We start from the raw sequence: 24,992 nt of genomic DNA, 5'->3' as shown, positions 1-24,992 counted from the left end.
CTTAATTCGAAGACACACATGATCGTCATCATCGGCAGTATCAATATGGACCTGGTGTTGCGCGTGCCGCGCATGCCGCACCCTGGCGAGACCTTGTCCGGGGGGCAGTTCCGCACCATCCCCGGCGGCAAGGGCGCGAATCAGGCGGTGGCTTGCGCGCGCCTGAGCGCCGACGGCGTCAAGGTGGCGATGATCGCCTGCCTGGGCGACGACGCCTTCGGCGCGGAGCTGCGCGCGGCCTTGCGCAGCGACGGCATTGACGACAGCCATGTCAGCACGGTCAGCGGCACGGCATCCGGCGTGGCATCGATCCTGGTCGATGCCGGCGGCCAGAACAGCATCGTGCTGGCCGCCGGCGCCAATGACGCCCTCAGCCCGGCGCATATCGACGCCGCCCGCGCCTTGATCGAACAGGCGCGCATCGTCGTCTTGCAGCTGGAGACGCCGCTGGCGACCATCCGCCATGCGATCAAGCTGGCCCATCAGCTGGGCAAGACCGTGGTGCTCAATCCTGCGCCGGCGCAGGTCTTGCCGGCCGATCTGCTGGCGCAGGTCGAGTATCTGATCCCGAATGAAATTGAGGCCGCCATGCTGGCAGGCCTGCCGGAAGCCAGCCTCGATAATGACGCAGCCATCGATGCCGCAGTCGCCACACTGCGCGCCAACGGCAGCGCCAACGTGCTGGTGACGCTGGGATCAAAAGGCGTCTATGCGGCGCTGTCGTCCGGCTCCGAGCATTTCGCTGCGCAGCCGGTCAAGGCAGTCGACACTACTGCCGCCGGCGATACCTTCATCGGCGGTTTTGTCGCAGCGCTGGCGGAAGGCCGCAGCGAAGCCGATGCGATCGCCTTCGGCCAGCGCGCGGCCGCCTTGAGCGTGGCCCGCATCGGCGCCCAGACTTCGATTCCTTACCGTCACGAACTGGAGGCTTGAGATGAAAAAGAGCCCGTTGCTCAATATCGCCCTGTCGCAACTGATTGCCTCGCTCGGCCATGGCGACAGCATCGTCATCGGCGATGCCGGCCTGCCGGTGCCGCCCGGCGTGCCGCTGATCGACCTGGCGCTGACACGCGGCGTGCCCGGCTTCATGACGACCTTGCAAACGGTGCTGACGGAAATGCAGGTCGAGCACCATGTGCTGGCCGACGAACTGCCCTTGCACAGCCCGCAGCTGGCGCAGCAGATCGACGCCCTCGGCATCGCCGACAAGCGGACGTTGTCGCATGCCGATTTCAAGCGCATGACGCACAGCGCGAAGGCAGTGATCCGCACCGGCGAGTTCACGCCGTACGCCAACATCATCCTGGTAGCCGGTGTGGTTTTTTGATAATTTTTTATGGCGAAGCTGACAAGATGCCGGCGGCAGGTACAATAAAGGCATGAATATCTCATTGCCCGAACTGGAACAAGCCATCAATTACTGGCGCCTGCAACGGCCTGCGATAGGGGAAGAATGCGCTTTATCGCCGGAGGTCAACGCCCTCGCCAATGTCTACGCCTTGATGATCATCAATCACAGCAGCAGCGTCGCGCTGGCCTCCATGGACAGCGTCGCGCAGCAGCTGATCGCAGCGTGGCGCCAGCATATGCTTGATCTCAGCAGCGCTGCCAGATCAGTGGGCTAAGTGTGAACTAAATGGCGCGCCTGCCGCTTGGGCGCAGCCAGGCTTTCGATTTCTTTCTTTGCCGCTAACTGCTGCACATCCGCCTGCTTGGCCGGCTTGCCCGCGTAGTCCGTGCTGAGCACGGCATTCACTTCTCTTTCCGCCATCCCCTGCAAGCGCAGCCATTGCCCGACCAGTCCTGCCAGCCGGTCCAGCGCGATGCGGTGGGTGGCGTCGGTCTTGCCGTATAGCCAGTCGGAAAACGCCATGAAACTGGCGAACGGCGTCTCGCCCAGCAGCAGCGGCAAGGTATGGGCGAAGCGGCCCGAGTTGGCGACCAGATCCCAGTAGCGAGAAAAACGCTGCAGGCGCTGCATGGTCGGGAAGTCGATCTTGTTGGTGGCAAGGATGGTGTAGGGCGGGTGCGGATCGAAGACCAGGCCGAACGGTTCGGTATGGCGAATGATCGGCGTGCCGCGCAGGCGCTTGAGGATCCCGAACTGGATTTCATGCGGCTGCAGCGCCACCAGGCGGTCGAAGCCGCGGGCGAAGCTTTCCACGTCTTCCCCGGGCAAGCCGGCGATCAGGTCGACGTGCAGATGGGCTTGCGATTCCTGTATCAGCCAGCGGATGTTTTCCGCAGCCTTCTCATTGTTTTGCTTGCGGCTGACCAGCGCCTGCACTTCCGGATTGAAACTCTGGATGCCGATTTCGAATTGCAGCGCGCCCGGCGGGAATTTCGCGATCGATTCCTTCAAGGCGTCCGGCAGATGATCCGGCACCAGCTCGAAATGGGCAAACACCGGATCGTCCGGGTTGGCGGCCAGCTTGTCGAGGAAGAACTGCAGGATCTTGAGACTGGTCTTGACGTTCAGGTTGAAGGTGCGGTCGACGAACTTGAACAGCCGCGCGCCGCGCGCGTGCAGCGCTTCCATCTCCGTCAGGAAATCTTCCAGCGCAAACGGCCATGCCGTCTTGTCCAGCGCCGACAGGCAGAATTCGCACTTGAATGGACAGCCGCGCGAGGCTTCCACGTACAGCGTGCGATGAGCGATGTCATGGTCGCTGTACAGGCTGTAGGGCAGGGTGATGTCGGCCATCGGCGGCTGCACGCCGACATGGACTTTCATCAGCGGCTTGGGACCGTGCAGGATCTGCCGGCACAGCTGCGGCAAGGTGACGTCGCCCCAGCCGGTCACCAGGTAATCGGCCAGCTGCACGATCTGCTGTTCGGCCGATTCGTAGGACACTTCCGGACCGCCCAGCACGATCACCATCTCCGGCGCGACCCGCTTCAGCATCGCCACCACCTTGGTGGTCTCCTCGATATTCCAGATATACACGCCGAAGCCGACGATGGTCGTACCTTCGCTAGCCTTGTGCGCCAGCAGCTTCTCGACGATGTCGGTGGTCTTGGCGCCGATCACGAACTCATGCAGCTGCGTGGCATCGCGCAGGTCGCCCATGTTCGCCTGCAGGTAGCGCAGGCCGAGAGAGGCGTGGGAATAGCGGGCGTTGAGCGTGGACAGCAGGATGGTCATGTGTGGCTAGCGGAAAGATGGACGGCGGAAAGCAGCGGAATGCGCCATTTTACGCCTGTGCGCCTGCCCACCCCGGAAGCTTTTAGGAGGATTGCCAAATTGACACACTCACCTGTGATTGTGAGTATTGCGACAAATAACTGCAGGGCGCATCGATTTTACATGCAATTTCCACGCATTATGCAACTAATATTCAGTTGCGTTTTCAAAGATCAGGCAGGATAATCCAATGACCAAAGCAGAAAAACTACGTAGCCGGGCCGAATCGATTCCTGCCGATTTTACGTGGCAAGAGCTGGTCACTTTGCTCAACGCCTATGGATTTAGCGAGTTCTCCGATAAAGGCGGGTCATACCGCAGTTTTAAAACTGCAGCCGGCCTGAAGATTTTTGTGCACAAGCCGCACCCCGGAAATATCGTGAAGAAATATCTGCTGCGAAAGGTCATCGGCCACCTGAGAGAGTGCGGCTTGATGAGCGCCAACGAGGAATGACATGAGCGATAAAATACTGAGTCATAAAAATTATTCGGGATCGATCGAGGTCAGCCTGGAAGATGGCTGCCTGCACGGCGAGATCCTGTTCATCAGCGATCTGGTCAGCTATGAATCCGAGACCGTCGGCGGCCTGCAGGCCGCATTTGAGGAGGCTGTGGATAATTATCTGGACAAGTGCCGGCGCGAAGGACTGGAACCGGACAAGCCTTGCAGCGGCACCTTCAATGTGCGCCTTACGCCGGAGCTGCATCGGCATGCCAGCGTGGCGGCAGCGAGGAAAGGGCAATCCTTGAACGATTTCGTCAAAGACTGCGTCAGCAAAGGCGTTTCGGATGGGAGAAAAGGCCCCGGCCCAGACCGGCAGCGCAGCCACCTGCGCCCGGTAGTCGTCAAGCCGCATCGCGGCGGATAAGACCAGGCGCTCGCGCCTCTTCCTCAGCGCTTGCCCAAGGCGCGGCTCACCAGCAGCACCGGAATCAAGCCCACCGCAACAATTGTCAAAGCCGGCAACGCTGCCTCTCCCAGCCGCTCATCGCGCGCCAGGTTGTGGGCGATCACCGCCAGCGTATCGGTATTGAACGGCCGCAGTAACAGCGTCGCCGGCAATTCCTTCACCACATCGACAAACACCATCAGGAAGGCGGTCGCCATCGAACGCCACAGCAAAGGCGCGTGCAAGATGCGGGCAATGCGCCAGCCGCTGCCGCCGAGTGTGCGTGCGGCTTCATCCAGCGTCGGCGGGATACGGGCATAGCCGGCCTCTATCGATTGCACGGCGACGGCGCCAAAGCGCACCAGGTAGGCATACAGGACGCCGAATGAAGTCGCGGTCAACAAGATTCCAAGCTTGCTTTGCGGAGCGAGAATTTGCAGCCACGCAAGCGGCAGCAGGATGCCGATGGCGATCACGGAACCGGGTACGGCGTAGCCCATGCCCGCCATGCGCGCCACCAGGCGCAACAGCCACAGCCGGAACGGCGGCAGGTTGCGGGTCCGCTGCACGTAGCTGAGCGCGAGCGCCAGCGCTACCGCCAGCAGTGCAGCGATGCAGCCGAAGCGGAAACTGTTCCAGGCCCAGCCGGCGTAGCGCAACAAATCGAAGCTCGTCGCCAGATAAGGATCACTTTCCTGATGCTGGAATTCGCGCCACATCAGGCGCAGCAGGATTAATACAGGCAAGACAAAACCAAGCAATATCGGCAGGCTGCAAACCAGCCATGCCAGCAGACGCTGGCCGCCGCGCAAGGGCGCAAGGCGGGATTCTGATGCATCGCTGCGCTGCCCGCGCACGCTGGCAAAGCGCAGCCGCTGCTGGCCCTTGCGTTCCACCCACAGCAGCAGCGCCACGATCGCCAGCAGCACCGATGCCAGCTGCGCCGCGGCGATGCGGTCATCCATCACCAGCCAGGCTTTGTAGATGCCGGTGGTGAAAGTAGTCAGGCCGAAGTAGGCGCCGACGCCATAGTCGGCCAGGGTTTCCATCAAGGCCAGCGCGGCGCCTGCCATCAGCGCCGGCCGCGCCAGCGGCAGCGCCACGCGGCGGATGCACGCGGCCAGCGGCGTGCCCAGCAAACGCGCGGCTTCCATCAGATGGACGCCGCGCTGGTTCAAGGCATTGCGCGCCAGCAGGTAGGTGTACGGATAGAGCGTAAAAATGAACAGGAAAATCGCACCCGGCAGGCTGCGGATCTCCGACAGGCGCAAGCCGGGGATAAGCTCCCGCAAACCACTCTGCAGCAGACCGCTGTATTGCAGGAAATCGGTGTAGGCATAGGCGGACACATAAGCCGGCATCGCCATCGGCAGCAATAGCGCCCACTGGAAAAAGCGGCGGCCGCGAAATTCGAACAGGCTGACCGTGACCGCGGTGGCGGCGCCGACGATGACGACGCCGATGGTGACCGCGACCGCCAGCCAGGCGGAGGTGGCCAGGTAGCTCGGCAGCACCGTCTGCATTTGCTGCGACAGGGTATCGACCGCACGGGCATCCAGTTGCAGCCAGGCGCCGGCAATGCCGAGGATGGGAAGGGCGATCAGCAGCGCGATGAAGGCGATGAGCGGCATGTCTGTTTCATGAGAATGAGGGGAGCAAAATGGAGTGGGTTAAACTAGCGGATTCATGACCACCCTTCGACTTGAGCCGCCGCCACAGGTTCATCTCGAGCAAGCGAATTGTAACCAGCTTCCGATGTTTCTTACCCTTGATCAAATCTGTGTCAGCTATCCGGGCGCGCCGGCGCCTGCGGTGAACGGCGTCTCGCTGCAGCTCGCGGCCGGCCAGCTCGGTGTGCTGATAGGGCCGTCGGGCAGCGGCAAAACTTCCTTGCTGCGCGCCGTCGCCGGTCTTGAGCAGGCTCAGGGCGGGCGGATCACGCTGGACCACGCATTGCTGGACGGCCCCGGCGTCAGGGTAGCCGCCGAGCAGCGCCGCATCGGCATGGTGTTCCAGGACTTTGCGCTGTTTCCGCATTTGAGCATCGGCGCCAACATCGGCTTTGGCCTGCACCAGGCCACGCGTCGGCAGCGTCAGCAACGGGTGGAGGAAATGCTGACGCTGGTAGGCCTGGAAGGCTCGCAGGAAAAATATCCGCATCAGTTGTCTGGCGGCCAGCAGCAGCGAGTGGCGCTGGCGCGGGCCCTGGCGCCGCAGCCGCGCCTGTTGCTGCTGGACGAGCCCTTCTCCAGCCTCGACGTCGAATTGCGCGAACGGCTGGCGCATGATGTGCGCGCGATCCTGAAGCAGGCGCACATCACGGCGCTGATGGTGACCCACGATCAGCTGGAAGCATTTGCCATCGGCGATGTGGTGGGCGTGATGCAGGCCGGCCGTCTGCAGCAATGGGCCGCGCCTTACGATCTGTATCATCGCCCGGCAACCCGCTTTGTCGCCGACTTTATCGGCCATGGCGTCATGCTGCCGGGCCAACTGCTTGAGCGCGACGGGTTGCCGGTAGTGGCGACCGCGCTCGGCGAGCTGCGCGAGGTCGGCGCCGCGGCCCTGCAGCAAATCCGGCTGCACGGGCGCGGGCAGCAAGGTTTCGATGTATTGTTGCGCTCTGATGATATCGTGCATGATGACGCTTCTCCGTTCAAGGCGCGGATTGTGCGCAAGTCGTTCCGCGGTGCGGAGTTCCTGTACACGCTGCAACTGGCGGGCGGCCAGGAGGTGCTGGCGCTGGTGCCGTCCCATCACGATCATGCCGTTGACGAGTGGATCGGCATCCGCCTGGATGTCAGCCACGTGGTGACGTTTTCTTTATAAACCGTTTATTTTTCAGGTAAGGCATCATGGCGAAGTACATCGTGGTTGGCTTGGAGTTCGGAGTGGTGCTGCTGGTCGGACTGGCGATCTACATGATCAGGAAGAAGTAATTTTTTGATCGTCCCGAATAGGAAAAAGGCTGGCGCATCGTGCGTCAGCCTTTTTTATGTCCGGCTATACAGGATTATTTGTAGCCGGCGCGGTCCAGCAACTGCTGCACTTTTTGCTGGTTGCGGCCGACCGCCGAGACGTCTATCACTTCAGCCTTGAACGGCCCGAGTGCATCCAAGGCAGGATTGCCGGTCTTGACGCCTTTGACTGCCGGCGTTTCGTTATTGCCTTCGGCGAAATAGCGTTGCGCATCGTCGCCAGACAAGTACTCCAGGAACTGGATCGCGGCGGCGCGATGCGGCGCATGCCTGGCGACACCGGCGCCGGCGATGTTGACATGGGTGCCGGTGGTTTTCTGGTTAGGCCAGATCACCGCGACATTTTTCATCACTTCGATATCTTCCGGCTTGGTCGATTTCATCAGGCGGGCGACGTAGTAGGAATTCGAAATCGCCACGCCGCATTCGCCCGAAGCCACGGCCTTGATCTGGTCGGTATCGCCGCCCACCGGCGAGCGCGCCTGGTTGGCGACATAACCCTTGAGCAGCGCTTCAGTCTTGGCTTCGCCATGGTGTTCCAGCAGCGAGCCGAACAGCGACACGTTGTATGGATGCGAGCCGGAGCGGGTGCACAGCTTGCCCTTGTTTTTCGGATCCGCCAGCGCTTCGTAGGTCTCGACGTCTTGCGGCTGGATATTCTGCTTGTTGTAGACGATCACGCGGGCGCGTGTCGAAAAGCCGAACCAGTCGGAACCCTTGCCGTCATCCTTGCCGCGCAGGTTGGCGGGAATGCGCTGTTCCAGAATCGCCGATTTCACAGGCTGGAACAGGCCGTCGCTTTCCGCCCGCCACAGACGCGCCGCGTCGACCAGCAAGATCACATCGGCGGGACTGGCCGCGCCTTCGCTTTTCAGGCGGGCGATGGTGCCGGCATCGTCGCCGTCGACACGGTTGATCTTGATGCCGGTGGCTTTGGTGAAGTTGCCGTACAGCGCTTCGTCAGTCTGATAGTGGCGCGCCGAATACAGGTTCAGCACCTGTTCCTGGGCGAAGGCGGCAACGCTGCTGCTGGCCAGGACGGCGCTGGCGATGATGGAACGCAAAAGCATGAAAACTCCTCTTTTGATGATGGAAGTAATAATTTCGTTGCCTGTAACAAATGGTTACATTTGAGCAGAAAACACTATATCACAAATGAGAATCGTTACTATTTATGATCGTTTCATGACATATGGGCGCTCGCCGTTGCCGCGCGCCGCGATGGGGTAATATGTTTACTCTTTCATACGTAATGATCGGCTTCCGATGAGCAATAAAACCACCTCCAAGTCACAAATACGCACCAGCAGCAAAGCCGATTCGACCACGCCGCGCGTGGCGCTGGTGTTGCAGGGAGGCGGTGCGCTGGGGGCATATCAGGCCGGTGTCTATCATGCGATGCACGAGAATGGCCTGACGCCGGACTGGGTGGTGGGCACCTCGATCGGCGCCATCAATGCCGCGATCATTGCCGGCAACGAGCGCGATATGCGGCTGTCGCGCCTGAAGGAATTCTGGGAGCAGGTAGGCCATGGCGACCTGACCGATCTGAGCAAGGTGCCGGACGCCATGCGCCAGTTCAACACCTGGTGGACCACCACCGATGTCACCACCCGCGGCGTGCCGGGCTTTTTCTCGCCGCGCTCGCTCAATCCATTCTTGGTCGGCATGCCGGTGCAGCCGGAACAAGCCAGTTTCTACGATACCACGCCCCTCGCCGAGACGCTGGCGCGGCTGGTGGATTTCGACTACCTGAACAGCCCTGGCGGCATGCGCCTGACCGTCAGCGCGATGCGGGTGGCTTGCGGCAGCCTGGTCAATTTCGATTCGCAGGAACGGGCCATCGGCGTCGAGCACATCATGGCCAGCGGCGCCTTGCCGCCCGGCTTCGCACCGGTGCGCATCGACGGCGACCTGTACTGGGACGGCGGCCTGTATTCGAATACGCCGCTGGAAGTGGTGCTGGACGATGAGTCCAAGACCGATGTCGATGGCAATACCCTGTGCGTGATGGTGGATTTGTGGAGTGCCGATGGTCCTGAGCCAACCACCCTGGACCAGATCACTAATCGCCAGAAAGACGTGACCTTCGCCTCGCGCTCGGAACGCCATATCGAAAATTACCTGCGCATGTATCAATTGCGGCGCGCCGCCCAGGCGCTGTACGACAAGCTGCCGCCGGCCATGCGCAAGAAATCCGACCTCAAGGAATTTGAAGGCTTGTCGGACAACAGCACTATCCATATCGTGCGCTTGCGCTACAGCGGCCACGACTGGAACATGCCGTCCAAGGACATCAATTTTTCACGCGGCTCGATCGAGTGGCGCTGGGAACAAGGCTACGCCGACGCCATGCAGGCCGCCGAGCGGGTCAAAGCCAACGGCGACACCTTCGGCAGTTCCGACGCCGGCCTGGTGGTGCACGAGCTGGTCATGCCGCCGTTGAGCTGACGCTGTGAGCCTGCCGATGCTGCGCCGCCTGTTGTCTTTGGTATTGATGCTGCTGGCATGCCTGGCGCAGCCGGCGCACGCGCAGCTTGCCGGTCCGGGCCTGGATAGCCGGCAATGCCAGCTGGTCAAACAGCACGTCCTGCAGCCCGGCGCGCCGGTTGATTGCACGCAACTGCAGGTAGTGCGTTTTGCCTACGTCGACTTTGACAAGGTGCGTCACGAGGATGGCGAAATCATGGTCATGGCGGCCGTGGCGCCGCAGGTAAAGGCGGTGTTCGATGAACTGCTTAAGCGCGGTTTCCCGCTTGCGCAGGCGCGCCTGATGGAGCATTATCAAGGCAACGACGATGCATCGATGGCGGACAACAATACCTCCGCCTTCAACGACAGGCCGATCACCGGCGGCAAGGCGATTTCCTTGCATGCCTACGGTCTGGCGATCGATATCAATCCTTTGCAAAATCCGTACGTGCGGCGCGACGCGCAAGGCCGGCAGATTTTCAGCCCGCCGGCCGGCCAGGGTTTCGGTCAGCGCGTGGCCAGCCGTGCCGGCAGCAGCGAGCAAGTGGTGGAGCTATTCGCCCAGCATGGCTTTCTGATCTGGGGTGGGGACTGGAAAAAGCCGATCGACTACCAGCATTTCCAGGTCAGCCGCAGCATGGCTGAGCGATTGGCCAAACTGCCGCTGCCGCAGGCGCGCCAGTTGTTTGAAAGCTCGGTCGTGGCATACCGCGCCTGCCGCAGCGGCCACGGCAACAAGCCGGGCGACAGGAAAATCTGCGCCGCCGCCGCTGGATGAACGCCGTACTGTCAGGTTTGGCAGGGGGCAGCAGCATACTTTATTTATATAATATGCAATGTTGCCATATTCATAGCAATCGATGATTTGTTCACCTAGGAGAAGGCCATGTTTTCGTTTCACGAACAGTTTGCCGCAGCAACCAAAGCCCATTTCGAAGCCCAGTTGGCATTGCTCAATACCCTGACTACAAAAACCTTCGAAGGCGTGGAAAAAGTTATCGAACTCAATCTGAGCGCCGCCAAGGCGTCGCTGGAAGAATCAAGCGGCGCTGCCAAGCAGCTGATGAGCGCCAAGGATCCACAGGAATTCCTGACGATCTCGGCTGCCCAGGCCAAGCCTGGCGCCGAAAAGGCAGCGGCTTACGGCCGTCACCTGGCTGGCATCGCTTCCGGCACCCAGGCTGAATTGACCCGTGCGGCCGAGGCGCAAGTGGCGGAAACCAGCCGCAAGATCAACGCCTTGATCGAAGAAGTCAGCAAGAATGCGCCGGCCGGTTCGGAAAACGCCATCGCCATTCTGAAATCGGTGATCAGCAACGCCAACGCCGGTTACGAACAGCTGACCAAGAACGCCAAGCAGGCGGTGGAAACGCTGGAAGCCAACCTGAATACGGCCACCACGCAATTGACCAAGGCAGCGGCGCCGCGCACGAAGAAATAAGCCGCAACGCTGGTTCAGCACACAAGAAGGCCGCGGATGCGGCCTTCTTTCATAGTGGGAGGCCGCGGTCCCACTCGGGCACCTCGCCGAACTGCTGCGCCAGGAAATCGACGAAGGTGCGCACCTTGGCGGACAGGTGCTGGCGGCTCGGATAGACCGCGTGGATCGCCAGCTCATCGCCTTGATAATCGGTCAGCAGCGGCAGCAGGCGACCGTCGCGGATGGCATCGCCGATGATGAAGGTCGGCTGGCGGATGATGCCCATGCCGGACAGGGCTGCGGCCAGCAGCAGATCGCCGTTGTTGCAATGCAGGCCGCCATGGATGCGGACCGTATGGCTTTTGCCGTCGCGCCGGAAACGCCATTCGTTATCCGGCTGGGTATAGGCGTAAGTCAGGCATTTGTGCCGCGCCAGATCGTCCGGGTGCTGCGGCATGCCATGCCGGGCCAGATAGGCCGGCGCAGCGCAGGTCAGCACGCGCGCCGCCACCAGCCGGCGCATGACCAGGCTGGAATTCTGCAGCTTGCCGATACGGATCGCCAGATCGAAACCTTCCTCCACCAGATCCACCACCCGGTCCGACAAGGTCACATCCAGTTCGACATTGGGATAGCGCTCGGCATACAGCGGCAGCACCCGGCCCAAGTGGTGCACAGAAAACGACAAGGGGGCGTTGATGCGCAATATGCCGCTGGGATTGGCAGCGTGCATGCCGGCCGCGAGCGTGGCCTGCTCCAGGTCAGCGAGTACTTGCTTGCAGCGTTCGAGATAGGCGCTGCCGGTGTCGGTCAGGCTGATGCGGCGGGTGCTGCGGTTCAGCAGACGCGCGCCGAGGTATTCCTCCAGATCGGCGACATGCCGCGTCACCGACGGATTCGACAGGTTCAGAACCCTGGCGGCGCCGGACAAGCTACCGATTTCCGTGACTTTGACAAACACTTTCATGGCTTCGAACAGATTCATCGCTGGATCCTATTATTCCGGAATTCGGAAATGATATTTTAATAAAAGCGCATTTTTCTTTTCATTGCAAGAATATATAGTGAAACTCGATCCGGCAGCTATCTTCAGCCGCCTTGGTTGTTAACCATTTTTCGAAAGCAAGCGATGAACATCAGCAATCCCGGCATCTATGCCGCCACCCTGCTCAGACTGACCCTCGGCATCGCCTTGCTGGCGCATGCCTACCTCAAGGTTTTCGTCTTCACGCTGCCCGGCGCCGCGGGCTTTTTCGCCAGCCAGGGCTTCCCGGCCTGGTCGGTGTACCCTGTAGTCGCAGTGGAAGTGCTGACCGGCCTGGCGATGGTGCTCGGTTTGCAGGCGCGCATCGCCGCCATCATTTCCCTGCCGGTGCTGCTGGGCGCCTTGTCGGTGCACGCGCCTAACGGCTGGGTGTTTACCAGCCCGAACGGCGGCTGGGAATATCCGGCATTCATGGTGGTGACTGCGCTGTCCGTCGCATTGCTGGGCAACGGCGCATTTGCTATCGGTAACGCCACAGCCGGCAAATAACTTGATTGGATGAGATCACCATGAGCAGCAACGCCACCCGCATGCCGGCGATTTTCTTCGGTCACGGCAGCCCGATGAATGCATTGGAAGACAACCGTTACACTGCCGCCTGGGCCAGCCTGGGCGCGCGCGTGGCGCAACTGCAGCCGAAGGCGATCCTGTCGGTGTCGGCGCACTGGTACACGCGCGGCATCGGCGTCACTGCCATGGCCGCGCCAAAAACCATCCACGATTTCGGCGGCTTCCCGCAGGCCCTGTTTGATGTGCGCTATCCGGCGCCGGGCGATCCGCAACTGGCGGCGCAAGTGCGCGATCTGCTGGCACCGCTGACGGTCACGCTGGATCAGTCCTGGGGTTTGGATCACGGCACCTGGTCGGTGCTGGTCAAGGCCTTTCCCAAGGCCGACATACCGGTGATACAGCTGAGCATCGACGCCACCCAGCCGGCGCAGTTCCATTTCGACCTGGGCCGCAAACTGGCAGTACTGCGCGAACAAGGCGTGCTGATCATCGGCAGCGGCGACGTGGTGCACAACCTGCGCCTGATGAACCGGCACCAGGACGCGCCGGCGCATGCCTGGGCCGAGCGCTTCAACGATCATATCCGCGCCAGCCTGCTGAGCGGCGACATGCAAGCCCTGATCGATTACGCCGATCAGGGCCAGGACGCGCAATTGTCCGTGCCTACGCCTGAGCACTATCTGCCGCTGCTGTATATCGCCGGCGCCAGGCAGGATAACGAAGCCATCTCGATTGTGGTCGACGGCATAGACATTGGCGCCATCAGCATGCTGACCGCGGTGGTCGGCGCCGTCTGACGGGGCAACTCTGCCGACAGGATTACTCCTTGCCCTTCACCGGCTTGGGGTAATCCTTCAGTACGTCGATAGGCTGGGCGTAGGCCGAGTCCCAGGTTTGCCGATGCAGGTCGGCGATCCGCTGCGCCATTTTTTCATTGCGCAGCACGACTTCCAGGTTGCGCGATAAATCCAGGTAGCCGCCGCTCCAGTTGCTGGTGCCTATCCATGCCACCTGGCCGTCGATTTCCATGGTCTTGCTATGGATCACGCGGGCGAACGGGATGAAGCCGCTGCTGGCTTGCGGCAGCGTGACGATGCGGATCTCCATGCCGGGCAGCAGCGCCAGGCTTTGCAGGTAGGCGATCGCCGGCTTTTCGGTATTCCAGTTCGACACCATCAGCTTGACCTTGACGCCGCGCGCCAGCGCTGCTCGGATCGCGTTGTCGATCACGGCATAGTAAGGGCGGCTGCGATTCGGACCGTAGCTCAGCGGCGCGTAGTCCAGCAGCTGTATCCGCACTTCCGACCTGGCCGCCGCCAGCAGCTTGGGCAATTCGGTTTCAGAGTCGCCCACGCCCGGCGGATTGAACGCGTTCGGGCTGGCAACCAGGAATGTCGCCTGCTGGTCGTTGGCGGCAACCACGGCCCGATTCAGCTTCGGCACTTCCTTGCCCTGCGCGATCAATGCCTGTGCCTGCCAGTCATGCTCGAAAATCTTTTGCAGCTGGGCGACCACCACCGGGTCGGTAATCCGCAACCCGGTCTCGTGGATGTGGGCAAAGGAACGCCAGTCGAAGTTCTGGCTGCCGACATAGGCGGCGCTGCCGTCGATCACCATGTACTTGGCGTGGATGATGCCGTTGCCGGTCAGCTTGGAATAATCGAGATAACGGAATTCCAGGTTCGGGATTTTCTTCAGCCGTTCTATGGTTGGCATGTCGGAGGCGAACTTGCCTTTTTCTTCCATCAGGAAGCGGATCTTGACGCCGCGCTCGCCGGCGGCGGCGAGCCGCGCGATCACTTGTTCGAAGGCAGCGCCGGCCTCGCTGGCGACATAGAACTGGCCAAGCACGATCTCGTGTTTGGCGCCATCGAACATCTCGCTCCAGACCTGCAGCGGTTCCCGCAAGTCAGGCGTCGCCAGCGTGGTTTCCACCGGCGCGGTATGCACCAGCTCGTAGCCAGGGATGCTGAATTCCGCCTGGGCCATGCCGATGTGGCCGAACAGGATGGCGAGCGGGACGATCAGTTTGCGCATGTGCAGCTTTCGGATGAGGATTACGAAGATTAATGCAAACGCAGGATGCGGCCGTCCGCCTGTGCACTGCCGGCAGGATGCCCATCGCGTTCGCTGGCGATCAGGTACTGGCTGAGCGCATCGAGATCGTTGATGCCGGTATCGATCCGGTCGGTGCCCTGGGTCAGCAGGCTGAAGCCGTCGCCGCCCTGGGCGATAAAGCTGTTGACGCTGATCCGGTATTGCTTTTGCGGATCCAGCGCCACGCCATCCAGCTTCACGCTGTTCGGCAGCACGCGCTGTCCCGGCGGCTGCCTGGCGTCCCAGCGATAGCTGAAGCCGCGCGATACCTGCAGCATGATGCGGCCGCCGGGGCGGTCTTCCTCCAGCCAGCTTTGCTGCTCCAGCAGCGCAAGGATCTGGCTGCCGCTCAGGTTCAGCAGTACCAGCGTATTGCCATATGGGGTAGTGGCGGCGACCTGGGCGTAGTTGCTGCCGTCGGCGCCGCTTTCCAGGTTTTCGCGGACGCTCTTATGGTTGATCAAGGCAATCCGGGCGCCCAGTTTGCGCGTCGCCGCCAGCTGCGAATCGGCGACGACATCGCCCAGCGGCGATTCGCCGGCGTCGTTGATCTGCTTGTCGATACGCGGCACGGCAATGCGGGCGATCGGCTGCGCCAGTACGGCATTGCTGCGTTCTTTTAGTTTTTGCAAGAAGCCGGCCAGCGCCGGATCGGCAGTGAAGCGCTGCGGATCCATCAGGACGTTGCGCGCGTTGATGGAGGTGATCTTGCCAGCCAGGTCGGCAACTCCGGGATCGACGGTCAGCGTGATGCGGGTCAGCATGTGGCCAAAGGAATCGCCCTGGGTCACGGTGCGGCCGTCCACCTGGCAGGTATAGCCATTATGCGTGTGCGCGCTGATCACCAGCCTGATGGCAGGGTCAAGCCGCTTGACGATGTCGACGATCGGGCCGCGCAGTTGCTGGCAGTTGGTCTTGTCGAACGGTTCCGGGGTTTCTCCGCCTTGATGGATCAGCACAACGATGGCGCTGACGCCCTGCGCCTTGAGCTCCGGCACCCAGCGGTTGATGGCGTCTGCCTCATCGGTGAAGTGAACGCTGGCGATGCCGTCGGCCGACACCATTTTTTCCGTCTCCCGCACCACGCCGCCGATGAAGGCGATCTTGACGCCATGCGCCTGCTCGATGCGGTAGGGCGGCAGCAGCGGCTGGCCGCTGGCATTGCCGATGACGTTGGCGGCCAGGTAGGAGAATCCGGCGCCGCTGAAGGTGGGGGCAAAATGACAAGCCTTGTCGGGCCGGTTGGAATTGCAGCCGCCTTGCTGATCGCGCAGCAATTCCGCCGTGCCCTGGTCGAATTCATGATTGCCGACCGCGCTGACACGCAGCTGCAGCTGATTGAGCGCGGCGATGGTCGGTTCGTCCGCCCAGATCGAAGAGAGCGCCGGACTGGCGCCGATCAGGTCGCCGGCGCCGACCAGCAGCAGCTGCGGATCTTCCATGCGCCAGGCGTTGAGCGCGCCGCCGATGGTGTCTATGCCGCCGGCCTTGAGTGTGCGCGGACTGGCATCGGCGACGCCGGCAAAGCTTTTGGTTTCTGCTTCCAGATGACCGTGCAAGTCATTGATGGCGACCAGGTTGACCGTGACCGCTGCAAGCGGCTGCTGCATGCCGCTGCACGCTGTCAGGAAAAAGCCCGCGGCGCACAGCGCCCCTTTGGTCCGGCTGAAAGATAGTGCACGCATGTATTTCAACCAGTCCTTTACGATCAATATTTATCAGGCAATATGCAGTTTCCCCGCATCTGCCGCCGTTGCCGCTGTCGTTGATCTGGCGCCTTTGCCCGCATCGCGGCCAACGCAGGCGCGCAGCATCAAGACCTTCAGGTGATCGTTGATGCGCTCGATACGTTCCTGGAACATGTTGAAGAAGAACATGCCGACCACCGCGATGCCGATACCCAGCGCCGTTGCGTACAAGGCGGTGCCGATGCCCTGCGATACCTGGCCCGGATCGGAGACGCCGGAAACCGCCAGCGCCTTGAAAGTATCGATAATACCCAAAATCGTGCCGAGCAGTCCGAGCAGCGGCGCCGCAGTCACGATCGTATCGAGGATCCACAAGCGATGCTGCACCGCGCCGCGGTTGGCGATGTACACAGACTCGCTGAAATCTTCCAGATCCTTCTCGGTGGTCAGCTGGTGTTTCTCGGCCAGGATGTCCGACACCAGGGTCAGCGGCAGGCTGCCGCGCGCCGTCAGTTCGGCCGGCAGTTCCTGCACATGCTGCACTGCATGCGTCATGGCCCTTTCCAGGCCGATAGCCTGGCGCAAGGTGTAGTTGAAAAACAGGCCGCGTTCGACAATCACGAAGATCGCCAGTGCGGCACAGGCGTACATCAGATAGAAAGCGAGCTCGTGGAATAATTGCATGTTCATGATGACCTCTTGGTTGTTGCAGCGGTGGACCGCAGTCCGCCGCCAGGGTTTGCTGCAACTGCCTTAAAAACTGCCGATCAGAAATCCGCGACCAGCGTGACGCTGAAGGTGCGCGGCGGGCTGACGTAGAACAAGGGCGCCGATGCCGCGATATTGCCGACTGCCACCGCATTGGTGGTGAACTGGCTACCGCTGCCGGAACTCAGGCTCAGGAACTGCTTGTCGAAGATATTGTTGACGTTGAAGCGGACCGTCGGTTTCTTCAGCCAGGCCGACGACGGGAAGGTATAGCCGGCGCCGGCGTTGAACACGGTGTAGCCGCCGATGCTGTCGTCGTTCACCAGCGTGGTGTAACGCTTGCCGGTGTACTTGCCCTGGCCGAATACATACCAGTTGTCCTGCTGGTACTGCAGGCTCAGGCCGCTCAGCCAGTTCGGCGTATCGGGGAACTCCTTGCCGCCGGTAGGCAGCGCGGTGGTCGCCGAGAACGGCATGTCCTTGTCCATCTTGCTCTTGATATACGAGAGCGAGCCGTACAGGCTCAGATTCTTGGTGAGCGAGTAGCCGGATTCCAGCTCGAATCCCTTGGAGGTGGAATCGCCGACGTTGTAGTCGGTGTTGGTGTTGGTGAACGGATTATAGGAAGTCGCTATGCGGTTCTTGAAATCGACATAGAACAGGGAGCCGGAAAACGTCCATTTGTCGGCCGCGTAACGATAGCCAAGATCGTAGTTCCACGAAGTTTCCTTGTCGACCAGAGGGTTGCGCACGGTGCCGCCGGTATAGACGCCATTGGCGATGCTGCCGCCGGAGATCAGGCCGAAGTAGGAGAAGTTGCCTGGCGCCTTGAAATTCTTCGCTGCATTGAAAAACACGGAATCCGCGGTGGTCAGCTGGTAGCGTGCACCGAAGCTCGGCAGCAGGTCGGAATACGATTTTTGCAGCGTGTAGAAGCCTGGCGAGCTCTGGCTTGGATTGTTGGTGAAGTCGCGGTCGATGCTCGAGTAACGGACGCCGATCTGCAAGTTCAGCTTGTCCTGCATCAGACTGATGTTGTCCTGTGCAAAAGCCGATTTGCCGGTGCTGACGGTCATGGTGTCGCGGTACTGCACGTAAGAACCGTTCTGGTTTTTCAGCCACAGGTCCGGATTGTTGAGCCACACGTCGGCAGCGTTGCCGTTGTTGTCGATCGGCGTGAACGGGCCGGTTTGCTGATGGCGCGCGCGTTCGTACCAGTAGCCGACCATCAGCTTGTGGTTGTCGATCTGCTGGTTGTATTTGATCGTCACGCCTGGACGGTAGGTGCGGGTGCGGCTGCCTTCGTAGACGAACACGGTGTCCTTGGTGTCGCCGTCGCCGTTGACATCGCGCACGCCGCCGCCCAGCAGGTTGCCGGCGTTGCCTTCGGTGAGGGTTTGCAGCTGGTTGCCGCCGGTGCCGAAGCCGTACCACATGTAGGGGCTGACATCGACGCTGGAAGTCGGCGCCAGCTGGAAGTGGGCGTTCATGGTGGCGAGCCAGTTCTTGAACGGATTCAGGTTGTAGCCGTAGTACAGCTTCTTGTTGCCGGTATTGATGCCGGCATTCGGCCCGTAGGTCGAGTCGTTCTGCGCGCCCGGGCCACCGGGCTGGTGCACTGGCGGCACGGTGCCGAAATCCAGGTTCGGACCGAACTGAGCGATCTGCGCCTTGGTCAGCGAACGATAGTTGTTGTTGAGCGCCGAGTTGTACATGAAGCCGGTGTCGACATAGCTGCCGCCGCCGAGGTCGAAATTGCTGTTGAAATCGGTATGTTCCTTGTCGGCGCGGCCGTTACCCTTGAACTTGTTGGCCTGGGTTTTCGAATAAGAGATGAAGAACTTGAAGCGGTCGTTGAACAGCTTGCCGGAATCGAGGCGGACATAGCCTTTTTGCAGACTGTGCGAGCCGAAAGTGTATTCGGTGCGGAAACGCTGCTGGTCTTCCGGCGTACACATGGTCATGCCGATGTTGCCGCCAGAGGCGCCGACGTGCGGCGCTTCGGTATCGGTCGAACCTTGCGTGACGAAGATGTTGCACAGGTTTTCGGCGTCGGTGTATTCCTGTGGATAGACGGCAAAGCTGCCGGAATCGTTGACCGGCGCGCCATTGATGGTGAAACCCAGCTGGTCGCTGTTGAAGCCGCGCACCCGGACGTTGCCGCCGAACAGGCCGGTGCCGTCCTGGTCGTAGGAATTCACGCCAGGCAGCAGGTTGATCATCTGGAACGGGTTGCCGGTGCTGCTTTGCTTTTCGATATAGCCGCGATCGACCGAGCTGCGCGCCTTGGCCGACTCTTCCTGCTGGATCAGGCCGGTGCTCTGGCCGCCGCCGGCATCGCCCTGCACCGTGACCTTGCCGACATCAGAGGTGTCGGCGGCATAGGCCAGCGGACTGGCGGCGATGAATAGCCCGGAGATCAGCAGCGACAGCCGGGTGACTTTGAATTGCATGGTTCTACTCCCTGTAGTTTTTTGGTGTGTGCCCGAACCAGGCGTTCAGGCGACGTCTTCAACTCGGTTTGCAAACTGCTGCTTCATCCCGCTCCCGGGATGAATTCCAACTCGGCGCTGAATCTGTGGGTGGCTTCGCCGGCCCAGCTGGACTCGGGGAAAGCGGTAAACGTGGCGCGGTTGATGGTCTTGCGGGCGGCTTCGTCGAGCAGCATGGAATTTGACGATTCATCGATCCCTTGCTCGACCAGCGTGCCGTCGCGGTTGAGCACGAACCAGACCTTGACCTTGCCTTGCGGCCGCTGCTGGCTGGCTTCGCGGCCGGTCGGGTAGCGCTTGATGCTGTTCAGGTGGGCGCGCAATTTACTGATATAGCTGGCTTCGATGCTGGCGTTGTTCGGCTTTGCTGCTGGCGCCGGTGGCGGCGTTTCCGGAGGCGCCGCCGCTGCGATCGGCGCGGCTACCGCTTTGGGCGGCGCCGGCGCCGCGACCTCGGGGTTCGGCGTGTTGCTGACCGGGGTTGCCGTGACTGTCTGCGGCGGGGCTGGCCGCGGCGGTTGCGGCGTCGGCTTCGCCACCGCTTGCGGTTTGGTTTCTTGCGGCGCTACCGGTGTCGGCGGCGTTGGTGCGGCTACCGGCGGCGCCGGCGGTTCCGGTTCCGTCAGCGCAATCTGCACCAGGGAGTCGTCGACATGCGGCTGGATCTTCACGGCCTTCTGGATGCCGGCGAAGATCAGGATCGCCAGGATCAGCACTGACGGCAGGGTTGCCAGCGCATCGCGGAAGCGATAAAAGAACGGCATGCTCATCATCGCTTGCATCACGGCTTGCGGGTGGCGATGGAAATGGATTCGAAGCCGTTCTGCTTCAGGTTATCCATGACTTCCACCAGCCGCTGCACTTCGACGCCGCGATCGCTGTTGACGATCACGTTGAGTTTTTCACCGGTCTTTTTCGCCAGGTTCAGGCGGGTAGAGAGTTCGCCGATTTTTGTGTCGACGCCGTCAACCTGCAGCGCATCGTTGAGGCCGATGGTGATCACTGCCTTGTTTTGCGGCTTCAAGTCCTGTGAACTGCTGGCGCTCGGCAGGTGCGTCTTCAAGCCCAGGGCCGGAATCACGTTGAGACTGATCAGCACGAAAAACACCAGGAGAAACATCATGACGTCGATCATGGGAATGATTTCGACGCGTGCTTTCCGCTTTTTTGGTTCGTCCCAACTACGCATTGCTATACCCCGATGTATGAGTTGCCGTGATAGCGGAACGCGCACAAAGCTCCGCCCGGGGCGTAGCCTGGCGTTGGCTGACCGCTATAATTTCTATAACTGTGCGGCAGAATAGCGAGGAATTATTTCGGCAGTATTACAATCGATGACAATGTGGCGATCGTGCCACGCAGCACCGGCAGCGCAGGCTCAGCGGCGCGGCACAGGGAAGAAGGACAGCAGGATCTTGATCGCATACACCACGATCAGCGAGCCGGTGAGATCGCCGATGGACATGACGATCAGGCCCGACCAGAAGTGATAGGAAATGCCGCGCATGACAAACCACATCAGCTGCAGCAGCGGATTGGTCAGGCCGTACAGCAGGATGCAGGCCAGCAGGCGCGTGGTGGTCAGGTTGACTAGCGAAGGCTGCAGGCGCATTTCCTGCAAGGTGAAGCGGTAGGCGAGATAGGGCGCCAGCGCCGAGATCGCGCTGTAGCCGATGGTGGTCACCGGATCGCCAGGAAAGATGGCATAGATGCTGGAGGTCAGCAGCGAGGCGATCAAAATGCCGAATACTCCCGCCTCGGCAAACAGCAATGTGCAGATCAGCCTTATCCCCGCAGGCAGATAGATCCAGGCGATCCCCTGGGTAAACTCGATGTGCTTGAACAGCCAGTCGTTGGTCATGTACACCAGCATGTAGGCCGCCACCGTGATGGCGACAGTCAGCAGGTGCAGACGGAATTTCTCGGCAGGGAGCGAAGTGGGGGACATAGCGCGCGTATATTACCGAACTATCCGCCTATGTGCGGCGGGTGTGTGGCAAGATGCTTGCGGAAGCCGTAAATTGGCGAGTATGATCGTTATGAAATCAACAGCGATAGTTTTTCGTTTTTCCTGCAGTTTATAAAATAGCCATGGACAAAAACAGCCGACCTGCAGATATCTATGTGCGTTTCCTGCAACTGGCGAACGCGCTGCGCGGCTTGCCGTCGTTGCCGTCGCTGGACCCGCTGGAAGACCGCATCCTGGCCTTTGTCGCCCGCGCTGGGCAGGCGCGCGAACGGCTTTCGGTGCGCGACATGATGGCGCAGAGCGAACTCGGTTCGCCGGCCATGCTGCATGCGCGCCTGAAGTCGATGCGCGAAAAGGGCTGGATAGTTTTGTCGGATACCGACGATACGCGCCGCAAGCAGGTTGAGCTGAGCCAGGCGGCGTGGCTGCATTTTGACAAATTATCCAAATGCCTGGTGCAGGCGACGCGAGACGTCAGCAAATAAGACCGCTTTCGTTGCTGTCGCGGCAGCACCTTCCCTGAAATGAAAATACGCCGACGGCATGTGCCTTCGGCGTATTTTTTTTGCCTGCCGGATGTAACAAGCGCGTCACATTTTATTTTTATAATTTATCAACTCAGCATCACTCAGCATCACTCAGCATCACTCGGCATCATTCACCTTCATCCTTGCGAGCATCATGGACGCCATCGAGCAACAGCAGCACCGTAAGCCATTTGTAAATGCGTTCAGGCTCGCTTCAAGCATGGCCCTTGCTCTGCTGGCGGCGGCCTGCGGCGGCAGCGACAGCAACGTCGACGCCGGCGTCAAGGCGGCCTGGGTGGCGGTCGGCAGCAACAACCAGGCTATCGTCAGGGTGATCACCAGCGACGCCGGCTGCCCCGATGTGCGCGACGGTTCCAGCTATGTGGCGATGACGGTGCGCGCCGCCGCCGGGACCGCGGCGCAGCGCCCTACCGCCAGCGCGGCCGCGGATTCCAAGCCTTCCGTTTTCCCGGTCACCGCCTGTGAATACCTGGTGCCGGCCGACAGCAGCGGCGTCTCGGTCGGCTCCCGCAGTCTGCCGTTGCCGAAACAGTCGCCGCAGCGCATCGTGGTGCTGGCGGATACCGGCTGCCGCCTGAAAAAGGCCGACAACGCCTGGCAGGCCTGCGATGACGGCGACTCCTGGCCGTTTCCCGACATCGCCAGCACCGCTGCCGCCATGAAACCGGATCTGGTGCTGCACATCGGCGATTATCATTATCGCGAAAACGCCTGCCCGGCGGATATCGCCGGTTGCAAGGACAGTCCCTGGGGCTACGGCTGGGATGCCTGGCAGGCGGACCTGTTCAAACCGGCAGCGCCCTTGATGGCGGCGGCGCCGTGGGTCATGGTGCGCGGCAATCACGAGGAATGCGCGCGCGCCGGCCAGGGCTGGTTCCGTTTCCTCGATACGCAGGCGGCGGATCCCAAGCGTTCCTGCAACGATCCGGCCGATGATGCGGCCGGCAATCTGTCCGATCCGTATGCCGTGGCGGTCGGCGCCGACACTCAGGTGATCGTGTTCGATTCGGCCAAGGCGGGCAGGGCGGCGCTGGCGGCCAGCGATCCGCAGTTCATCGCTTACCAGGCGCAATTCCAGGCGGTCAACCGGCTGGCGGCGAAGGCCGGCGTCAACAGCATTTTCACCAATCATCATCCGATCCTCGGTTTCGCACCGATAGCCGGCGCGCCGCCGGCCCCGGGCAATCAGGCGCTGCAATCGGTCATGCAAAGCGTCAACCCGACCGCGTTCTATCCGTCCGGCGTGAAGACGGCGATCCATGGCCACGTCCATGATTTCCAGGCCATCAACTTCTCTTCAGCGCATCCAGCCACTTTCGTCTCCGGCAATGGCGGCGATAATCTCGATGTGAATTTTGCCGATCCTTTCCCGGCCAACACCAATCCGGCTCCCGGCGCCGTCGTCGACAAGATTTCCCATACCAGCAGCTTCGGCTTCATGGTGATGGACCGCCAGAGCAATGGCGCGTGGGCATACAAGGCCTATACCCGCAAAGGCCTGCTGCTCACTACCTGTCTGCAAAGCGGCAGCAATATCAGTTGCGACAAGACCGGTTATCTGGCGCCAAACTGATGTTGCTGGCGCGGTTGAAATGGCTTCTGCTGAGTGGCCTGTTCCTCGCCGGCGCGGCGCCGGCGGGCACGCCGCCGCTCTATCCCGAAATGCCGGCGCCGGCCGCCGCGCCTGGCGATTCCCCGGCGCTGGTTGCGCTGGGCCGCAAACTGTTTTTCGATACGCGCCTGTCGGAACCGCGCGGCACCAGCTGCGCCAGCTGCCATGCGCCGGCGCAGGCTTTTTCAGGCAATCACGGATCGCGCATCGGCGTCGCGCTCGGCAGCCGTCCAGCCAGCCTGGGGACGCGCAACACGCCTTCGGTGCTGTACATGCGCTATACGCCGCCGCGCTTTTTCTATCAGGACGATGATGCGCTGGCGCCGATGCCATTCGGCGGATTTTTCTGGGATGGGCGCGCCGATACCTTGGCGGAACAGGCGCAGGGTCCTTTGTTCAATCCTCTGGAAATGAATAACCGCAACCCGCGCCAGCTTGCGCGCAAACTGATGCAAGCTTATGCACCCGACATGCGAGCGCAGTTCGGCGCCGCGATATTCGAGCGGCCGGAGCAGGCCAGCCAGGCCGCAGGCCGGGCGCTGCGAGCATTTTTACGCAGCGACGAAATGACGCCCTTCAGTTCCAGGTACGACGACTATATCCGCGGCAGCGGAAAATTGAATGAGGCCGAGCTGCGAGGGCTGCGTTTGTTCAAGGATCCTGACAAAGGCAACTGCATGTCCTGTCACAAGTTCAACGACAAATCCGCTAATCCGGCGCGTTCGATGTTTACCGATTTCGGCTACGACGCGGCAGCCGTGCCGCGCAACCGCCGCATCGCCGAAAACCGCAATGCCAAGTTCTACGATGTCGGCCTGTGCAAAACCGCGGCCGATCTGAAGTGGCCGGACAGCAGCCAGTGGTGCGGCTATTTCAAGACCCCCGGCTTGCGCAATGTCGCCGTGCGCGAAAGCTATATGCACAACGGCGTGTTCACTTCGCTGCGCGATGCCGTCGCGTTCTACGCAACGCGCGCCACCAGGCCGGGCGACTGGTACAAGACCGGCGTCAAGTTCGATGACGTGCCGCCCGCCTATCGGGAAAACGTCAACGTCAACTCGGTGCCCTACAACCGGCGCGAAGGCAGCACACCGGCCTTGAGCGACAGCGATGTGGACGATCTGGTGGCTTTTTTGAAAACATTGACCGACGCGCAGTTTGTTAAACCGCCCGCAGAATCTGCTCGTAAATAAATTGGCCGGTTGCACGCTGGGGAGCCCTTTTCTCCTGAGCGGCGGCTGATTTTTCAGCCAAGACTTATGAATATCCCTATGAACAGACCGTAAAAAGCAGGCGATACTTGAATCTTTCGTTGAGTGAGTACTCACCGCGACTTGTCAGTCAGCTTTTATTGGAGTGCTATGAAAGATGCTATTATT

25 protein-coding genes are annotated in these 24,992 nt (G+C 61.1%); 14 read left to right on the top strand and 11 right to left on the bottom strand.

Annotated features, from left to right (window positions below; translation table 11 throughout):
• The first annotated feature begins 18 nt into the window (after window positions 1–18).
• Genes rbsK through AC07V8_RS16490 form a run of 3 tightly spaced genes read left to right on the top strand, consistent with a single transcriptional unit; the run spans window position 19 to window position 1,625 of the window.
• Window positions 19–933 carry a ribokinase gene (gene rbsK / locus AC07V8_RS16500; RefSeq protein ID WP_494679626.1) on the top strand — a complete coding sequence of 305 codons (915 nt, stop codon included), beginning with the start codon at window positions 19–21 and terminating at the stop codon, window positions 931–933.
• Between the two features lies 1 nt (window position 934).
• Window positions 935–1,327, top strand: a complete 393-nt coding sequence (rbsD, locus tag AC07V8_RS16495; protein WP_098494380.1) for a D-ribose pyranase — start codon at window positions 935–937, stop codon at window positions 1,325–1,327.
• Between the two features lie 52 nt (window positions 1,328–1,379).
• Window positions 1,380–1,625 (top strand): DUF3717 domain-containing protein, encoded by a 246-nt coding sequence (locus tag AC07V8_RS16490; RefSeq protein WP_098494379.1) that lies wholly within the window; start codon window positions 1,380–1,382, stop codon window positions 1,623–1,625.
• Here AC07V8_RS16490 and AC07V8_RS16485 read toward each other — a convergent pair.
• The gene (locus tag AC07V8_RS16485; protein ID WP_494679627.1) at window positions 1,622–3,145 is read right to left on the bottom strand and encodes a B12-binding domain-containing radical SAM protein; all 1,524 of its coding nucleotides are present in this window, start codon (window positions 3,143–3,145) and stop codon (window positions 1,622–1,624) included. The two genes, AC07V8_RS16490 and AC07V8_RS16485, sit on opposite strands and share 4 nt — an antisense overlap.
• A gap of 229 nt (window positions 3,146–3,374) precedes the next feature.
• Here AC07V8_RS16485 and AC07V8_RS16480 point away from each other — a divergent pair, with 229 nt between their 5' ends.
• Window positions 3,375–3,638 (top strand): type II toxin-antitoxin system HicA family toxin, encoded by a 264-nt coding sequence (locus AC07V8_RS16480; protein WP_494679628.1) that lies wholly within the window; start codon window positions 3,375–3,377, stop codon window positions 3,636–3,638.
• 1 nt (window position 3,639) lies between these two features.
• The gene (locus AC07V8_RS16475; RefSeq protein ID WP_494679629.1) at window positions 3,640–4,053 is read left to right on the top strand and encodes a type II toxin-antitoxin system HicB family antitoxin; all 414 of its coding nucleotides are present in this window, start codon (window positions 3,640–3,642) and stop codon (window positions 4,051–4,053) included.
• Between the two features lie 23 nt (window positions 4,054–4,076).
• Here the strand turns inward: AC07V8_RS16475 and AC07V8_RS16470 are convergent, their stop codons facing one another.
• Complete coding sequence (locus AC07V8_RS16470) at window positions 4,077–5,705, bottom strand: ABC transporter permease (protein WP_494679630.1); 1,629 nt, start codon at window positions 5,703–5,705, stop codon at window positions 4,077–4,079.
• Window positions 5,706–5,829: 124 nt separating this feature from the next.
• On the opposite strand from AC07V8_RS16470, the gene AC07V8_RS16465 reads away from it, so the two are divergent.
• The gene (locus AC07V8_RS16465) at window positions 5,830–6,903 is read left to right on the top strand and encodes an ABC transporter ATP-binding protein (protein ID WP_494679631.1); all 1,074 of its coding nucleotides are present in this window, start codon (window positions 5,830–5,832) and stop codon (window positions 6,901–6,903) included.
• 184 nt (window positions 6,904–7,087) lie between these two features.
• On the opposite strand, the gene AC07V8_RS16460 is transcribed toward AC07V8_RS16465, so the two are convergent.
• Window positions 7,088–8,122 carry an extracellular solute-binding protein gene (locus tag AC07V8_RS16460; RefSeq protein WP_494679632.1) on the bottom strand — a complete coding sequence of 345 codons (1,035 nt, stop codon included), beginning with the start codon at window positions 8,120–8,122 and terminating at the stop codon, window positions 7,088–7,090.
• Window positions 8,123–8,318: 196 nt separating this feature from the next.
• Between AC07V8_RS16460 and AC07V8_RS16455 the strand changes: the two genes are divergently transcribed.
• The 3 genes from AC07V8_RS16455 (at window position 8,319) to phaP (ending at window position 10,965) form a co-directional block, all read left to right on the top strand.
• Window positions 8,319–9,503: a patatin-like phospholipase family protein gene (locus tag AC07V8_RS16455; protein ID WP_494679633.1), complete on the top strand. Its 1,185-nt coding sequence runs from the start codon at window positions 8,319–8,321 to the stop codon at window positions 9,501–9,503.
• Window positions 9,504–9,507: 4 nt separating this feature from the next.
• A complete protein-coding gene (locus tag AC07V8_RS16450; RefSeq protein ID WP_494679634.1) occupies window positions 9,508–10,302 on the top strand; it encodes a M15 family metallopeptidase in 795 nt (264 codons plus the stop codon).
• Between the two features lie 108 nt (window positions 10,303–10,410).
• Window positions 10,411–10,965 (top strand): TIGR01841 family phasin, encoded by a 555-nt coding sequence (gene phaP, locus AC07V8_RS16445; protein ID WP_211471342.1) that lies wholly within the window; start codon window positions 10,411–10,413, stop codon window positions 10,963–10,965.
• A gap of 49 nt (window positions 10,966–11,014) precedes the next feature.
• Here the strand turns inward: phaP and AC07V8_RS16440 are convergent, their stop codons facing one another.
• Window positions 11,015–11,929, bottom strand: a complete 915-nt coding sequence (locus tag AC07V8_RS16440) for a LysR family transcriptional regulator (RefSeq protein WP_494679635.1) — start codon at window positions 11,927–11,929, stop codon at window positions 11,015–11,017.
• 144 nt (window positions 11,930–12,073) lie between these two features.
• On the opposite strand from AC07V8_RS16440, the gene AC07V8_RS16435 reads away from it, so the two are divergent.
• Both AC07V8_RS16435 and ygiD read left to right on the top strand, forming a co-directional pair.
• Complete coding sequence (locus AC07V8_RS16435; protein WP_494679636.1) at window positions 12,074–12,478, top strand: DoxX family protein; 405 nt, start codon at window positions 12,074–12,076, stop codon at window positions 12,476–12,478.
• Window positions 12,479–12,498: 20 nt separating this feature from the next.
• Window positions 12,499–13,296 carry a 4,5-DOPA-extradiol-dioxygenase gene (gene ygiD, locus AC07V8_RS16430; RefSeq protein WP_494679637.1) on the top strand — a complete coding sequence of 266 codons (798 nt, stop codon included), beginning with the start codon at window positions 12,499–12,501 and terminating at the stop codon, window positions 13,294–13,296.
• A gap of 22 nt (window positions 13,297–13,318) precedes the next feature.
• On the opposite strand, the gene AC07V8_RS16425 is transcribed toward ygiD, so the two are convergent.
• From AC07V8_RS16425 to AC07V8_RS16395, 7 genes are all read right to left on the bottom strand, one after another.
• Window positions 13,319–14,536 (bottom strand): phospholipase D-like domain-containing protein, encoded by a 1,218-nt coding sequence (locus AC07V8_RS16425; protein WP_494679638.1) that lies wholly within the window; start codon window positions 14,534–14,536, stop codon window positions 13,319–13,321.
• A 29-nt stretch (window positions 14,537–14,565) separates the two neighbouring features.
• Window positions 14,566–16,281, bottom strand: coding sequence for a bifunctional metallophosphatase/5'-nucleotidase (locus AC07V8_RS16420; protein WP_494679639.1), 1,716 nt, complete (start codon window positions 16,279–16,281; stop codon window positions 14,566–14,568).
• Window positions 16,282–16,314: 33 nt separating this feature from the next.
• Window positions 16,315–16,974: a MotA/TolQ/ExbB proton channel family protein gene (locus AC07V8_RS16415; RefSeq protein ID WP_494679640.1), complete on the bottom strand. Its 660-nt coding sequence runs from the start codon at window positions 16,972–16,974 to the stop codon at window positions 16,315–16,317.
• Window positions 16,975–17,051: 77 nt separating this feature from the next.
• Window positions 17,052–19,445, bottom strand: a complete 2,394-nt coding sequence (locus tag AC07V8_RS16410; protein ID WP_494679641.1) for a TonB-dependent receptor — start codon at window positions 19,443–19,445, stop codon at window positions 17,052–17,054.
• 83 nt (window positions 19,446–19,528) lie between these two features.
• Window positions 19,529–20,266, bottom strand: coding sequence for an energy transducer TonB (locus AC07V8_RS16405; RefSeq protein WP_494679642.1), 738 nt, complete (start codon window positions 20,264–20,266; stop codon window positions 19,529–19,531).
• Window positions 20,266–20,673, bottom strand: coding sequence for an ExbD/TolR family protein (locus AC07V8_RS16400; protein WP_494679643.1), 408 nt, complete (start codon window positions 20,671–20,673; stop codon window positions 20,266–20,268). The genes AC07V8_RS16405 and AC07V8_RS16400 overlap by 1 nt, the downstream gene beginning before the upstream one ends.
• Before the next feature lie 189 nt (window positions 20,674–20,862).
• Complete coding sequence (locus AC07V8_RS16395; RefSeq protein ID WP_494679644.1) at window positions 20,863–21,432, bottom strand: hypothetical protein; 570 nt, start codon at window positions 21,430–21,432, stop codon at window positions 20,863–20,865.
• Between the two features lie 143 nt (window positions 21,433–21,575).
• Between AC07V8_RS16395 and AC07V8_RS16390 the strand changes: the two genes are divergently transcribed.
• From AC07V8_RS16390 to AC07V8_RS16380, 3 genes are all read left to right on the top strand, one after another.
• Window positions 21,576–21,938 (top strand): winged helix-turn-helix domain-containing protein, encoded by a 363-nt coding sequence (locus tag AC07V8_RS16390; protein WP_494679645.1) that lies wholly within the window; start codon window positions 21,576–21,578, stop codon window positions 21,936–21,938.
• Between the two features lie 262 nt (window positions 21,939–22,200).
• On the top strand, window positions 22,201–23,574 hold the full coding sequence (locus tag AC07V8_RS16385) for a metallophosphoesterase (protein WP_494679646.1): 1,374 nt from the start codon (window positions 22,201–22,203) through the stop codon (window positions 23,572–23,574).
• A gap of 14 nt (window positions 23,575–23,588) precedes the next feature.
• Window positions 23,589–24,806 carry a cytochrome-c peroxidase gene (locus AC07V8_RS16380; protein WP_494679647.1) on the top strand — a complete coding sequence of 406 codons (1,218 nt, stop codon included), beginning with the start codon at window positions 23,589–23,591 and terminating at the stop codon, window positions 24,804–24,806.
• Window positions 24,807–24,992 lie beyond the last annotated feature (186 nt).

The organism is Collimonas sp. GW821-FHT02H07 (genome assembly GCF_059421505.1).
The sequence above is the reverse complement of the archived record's forward strand: the minus strand, read 5'-3'. Positions and strand labels throughout refer to the sequence as shown.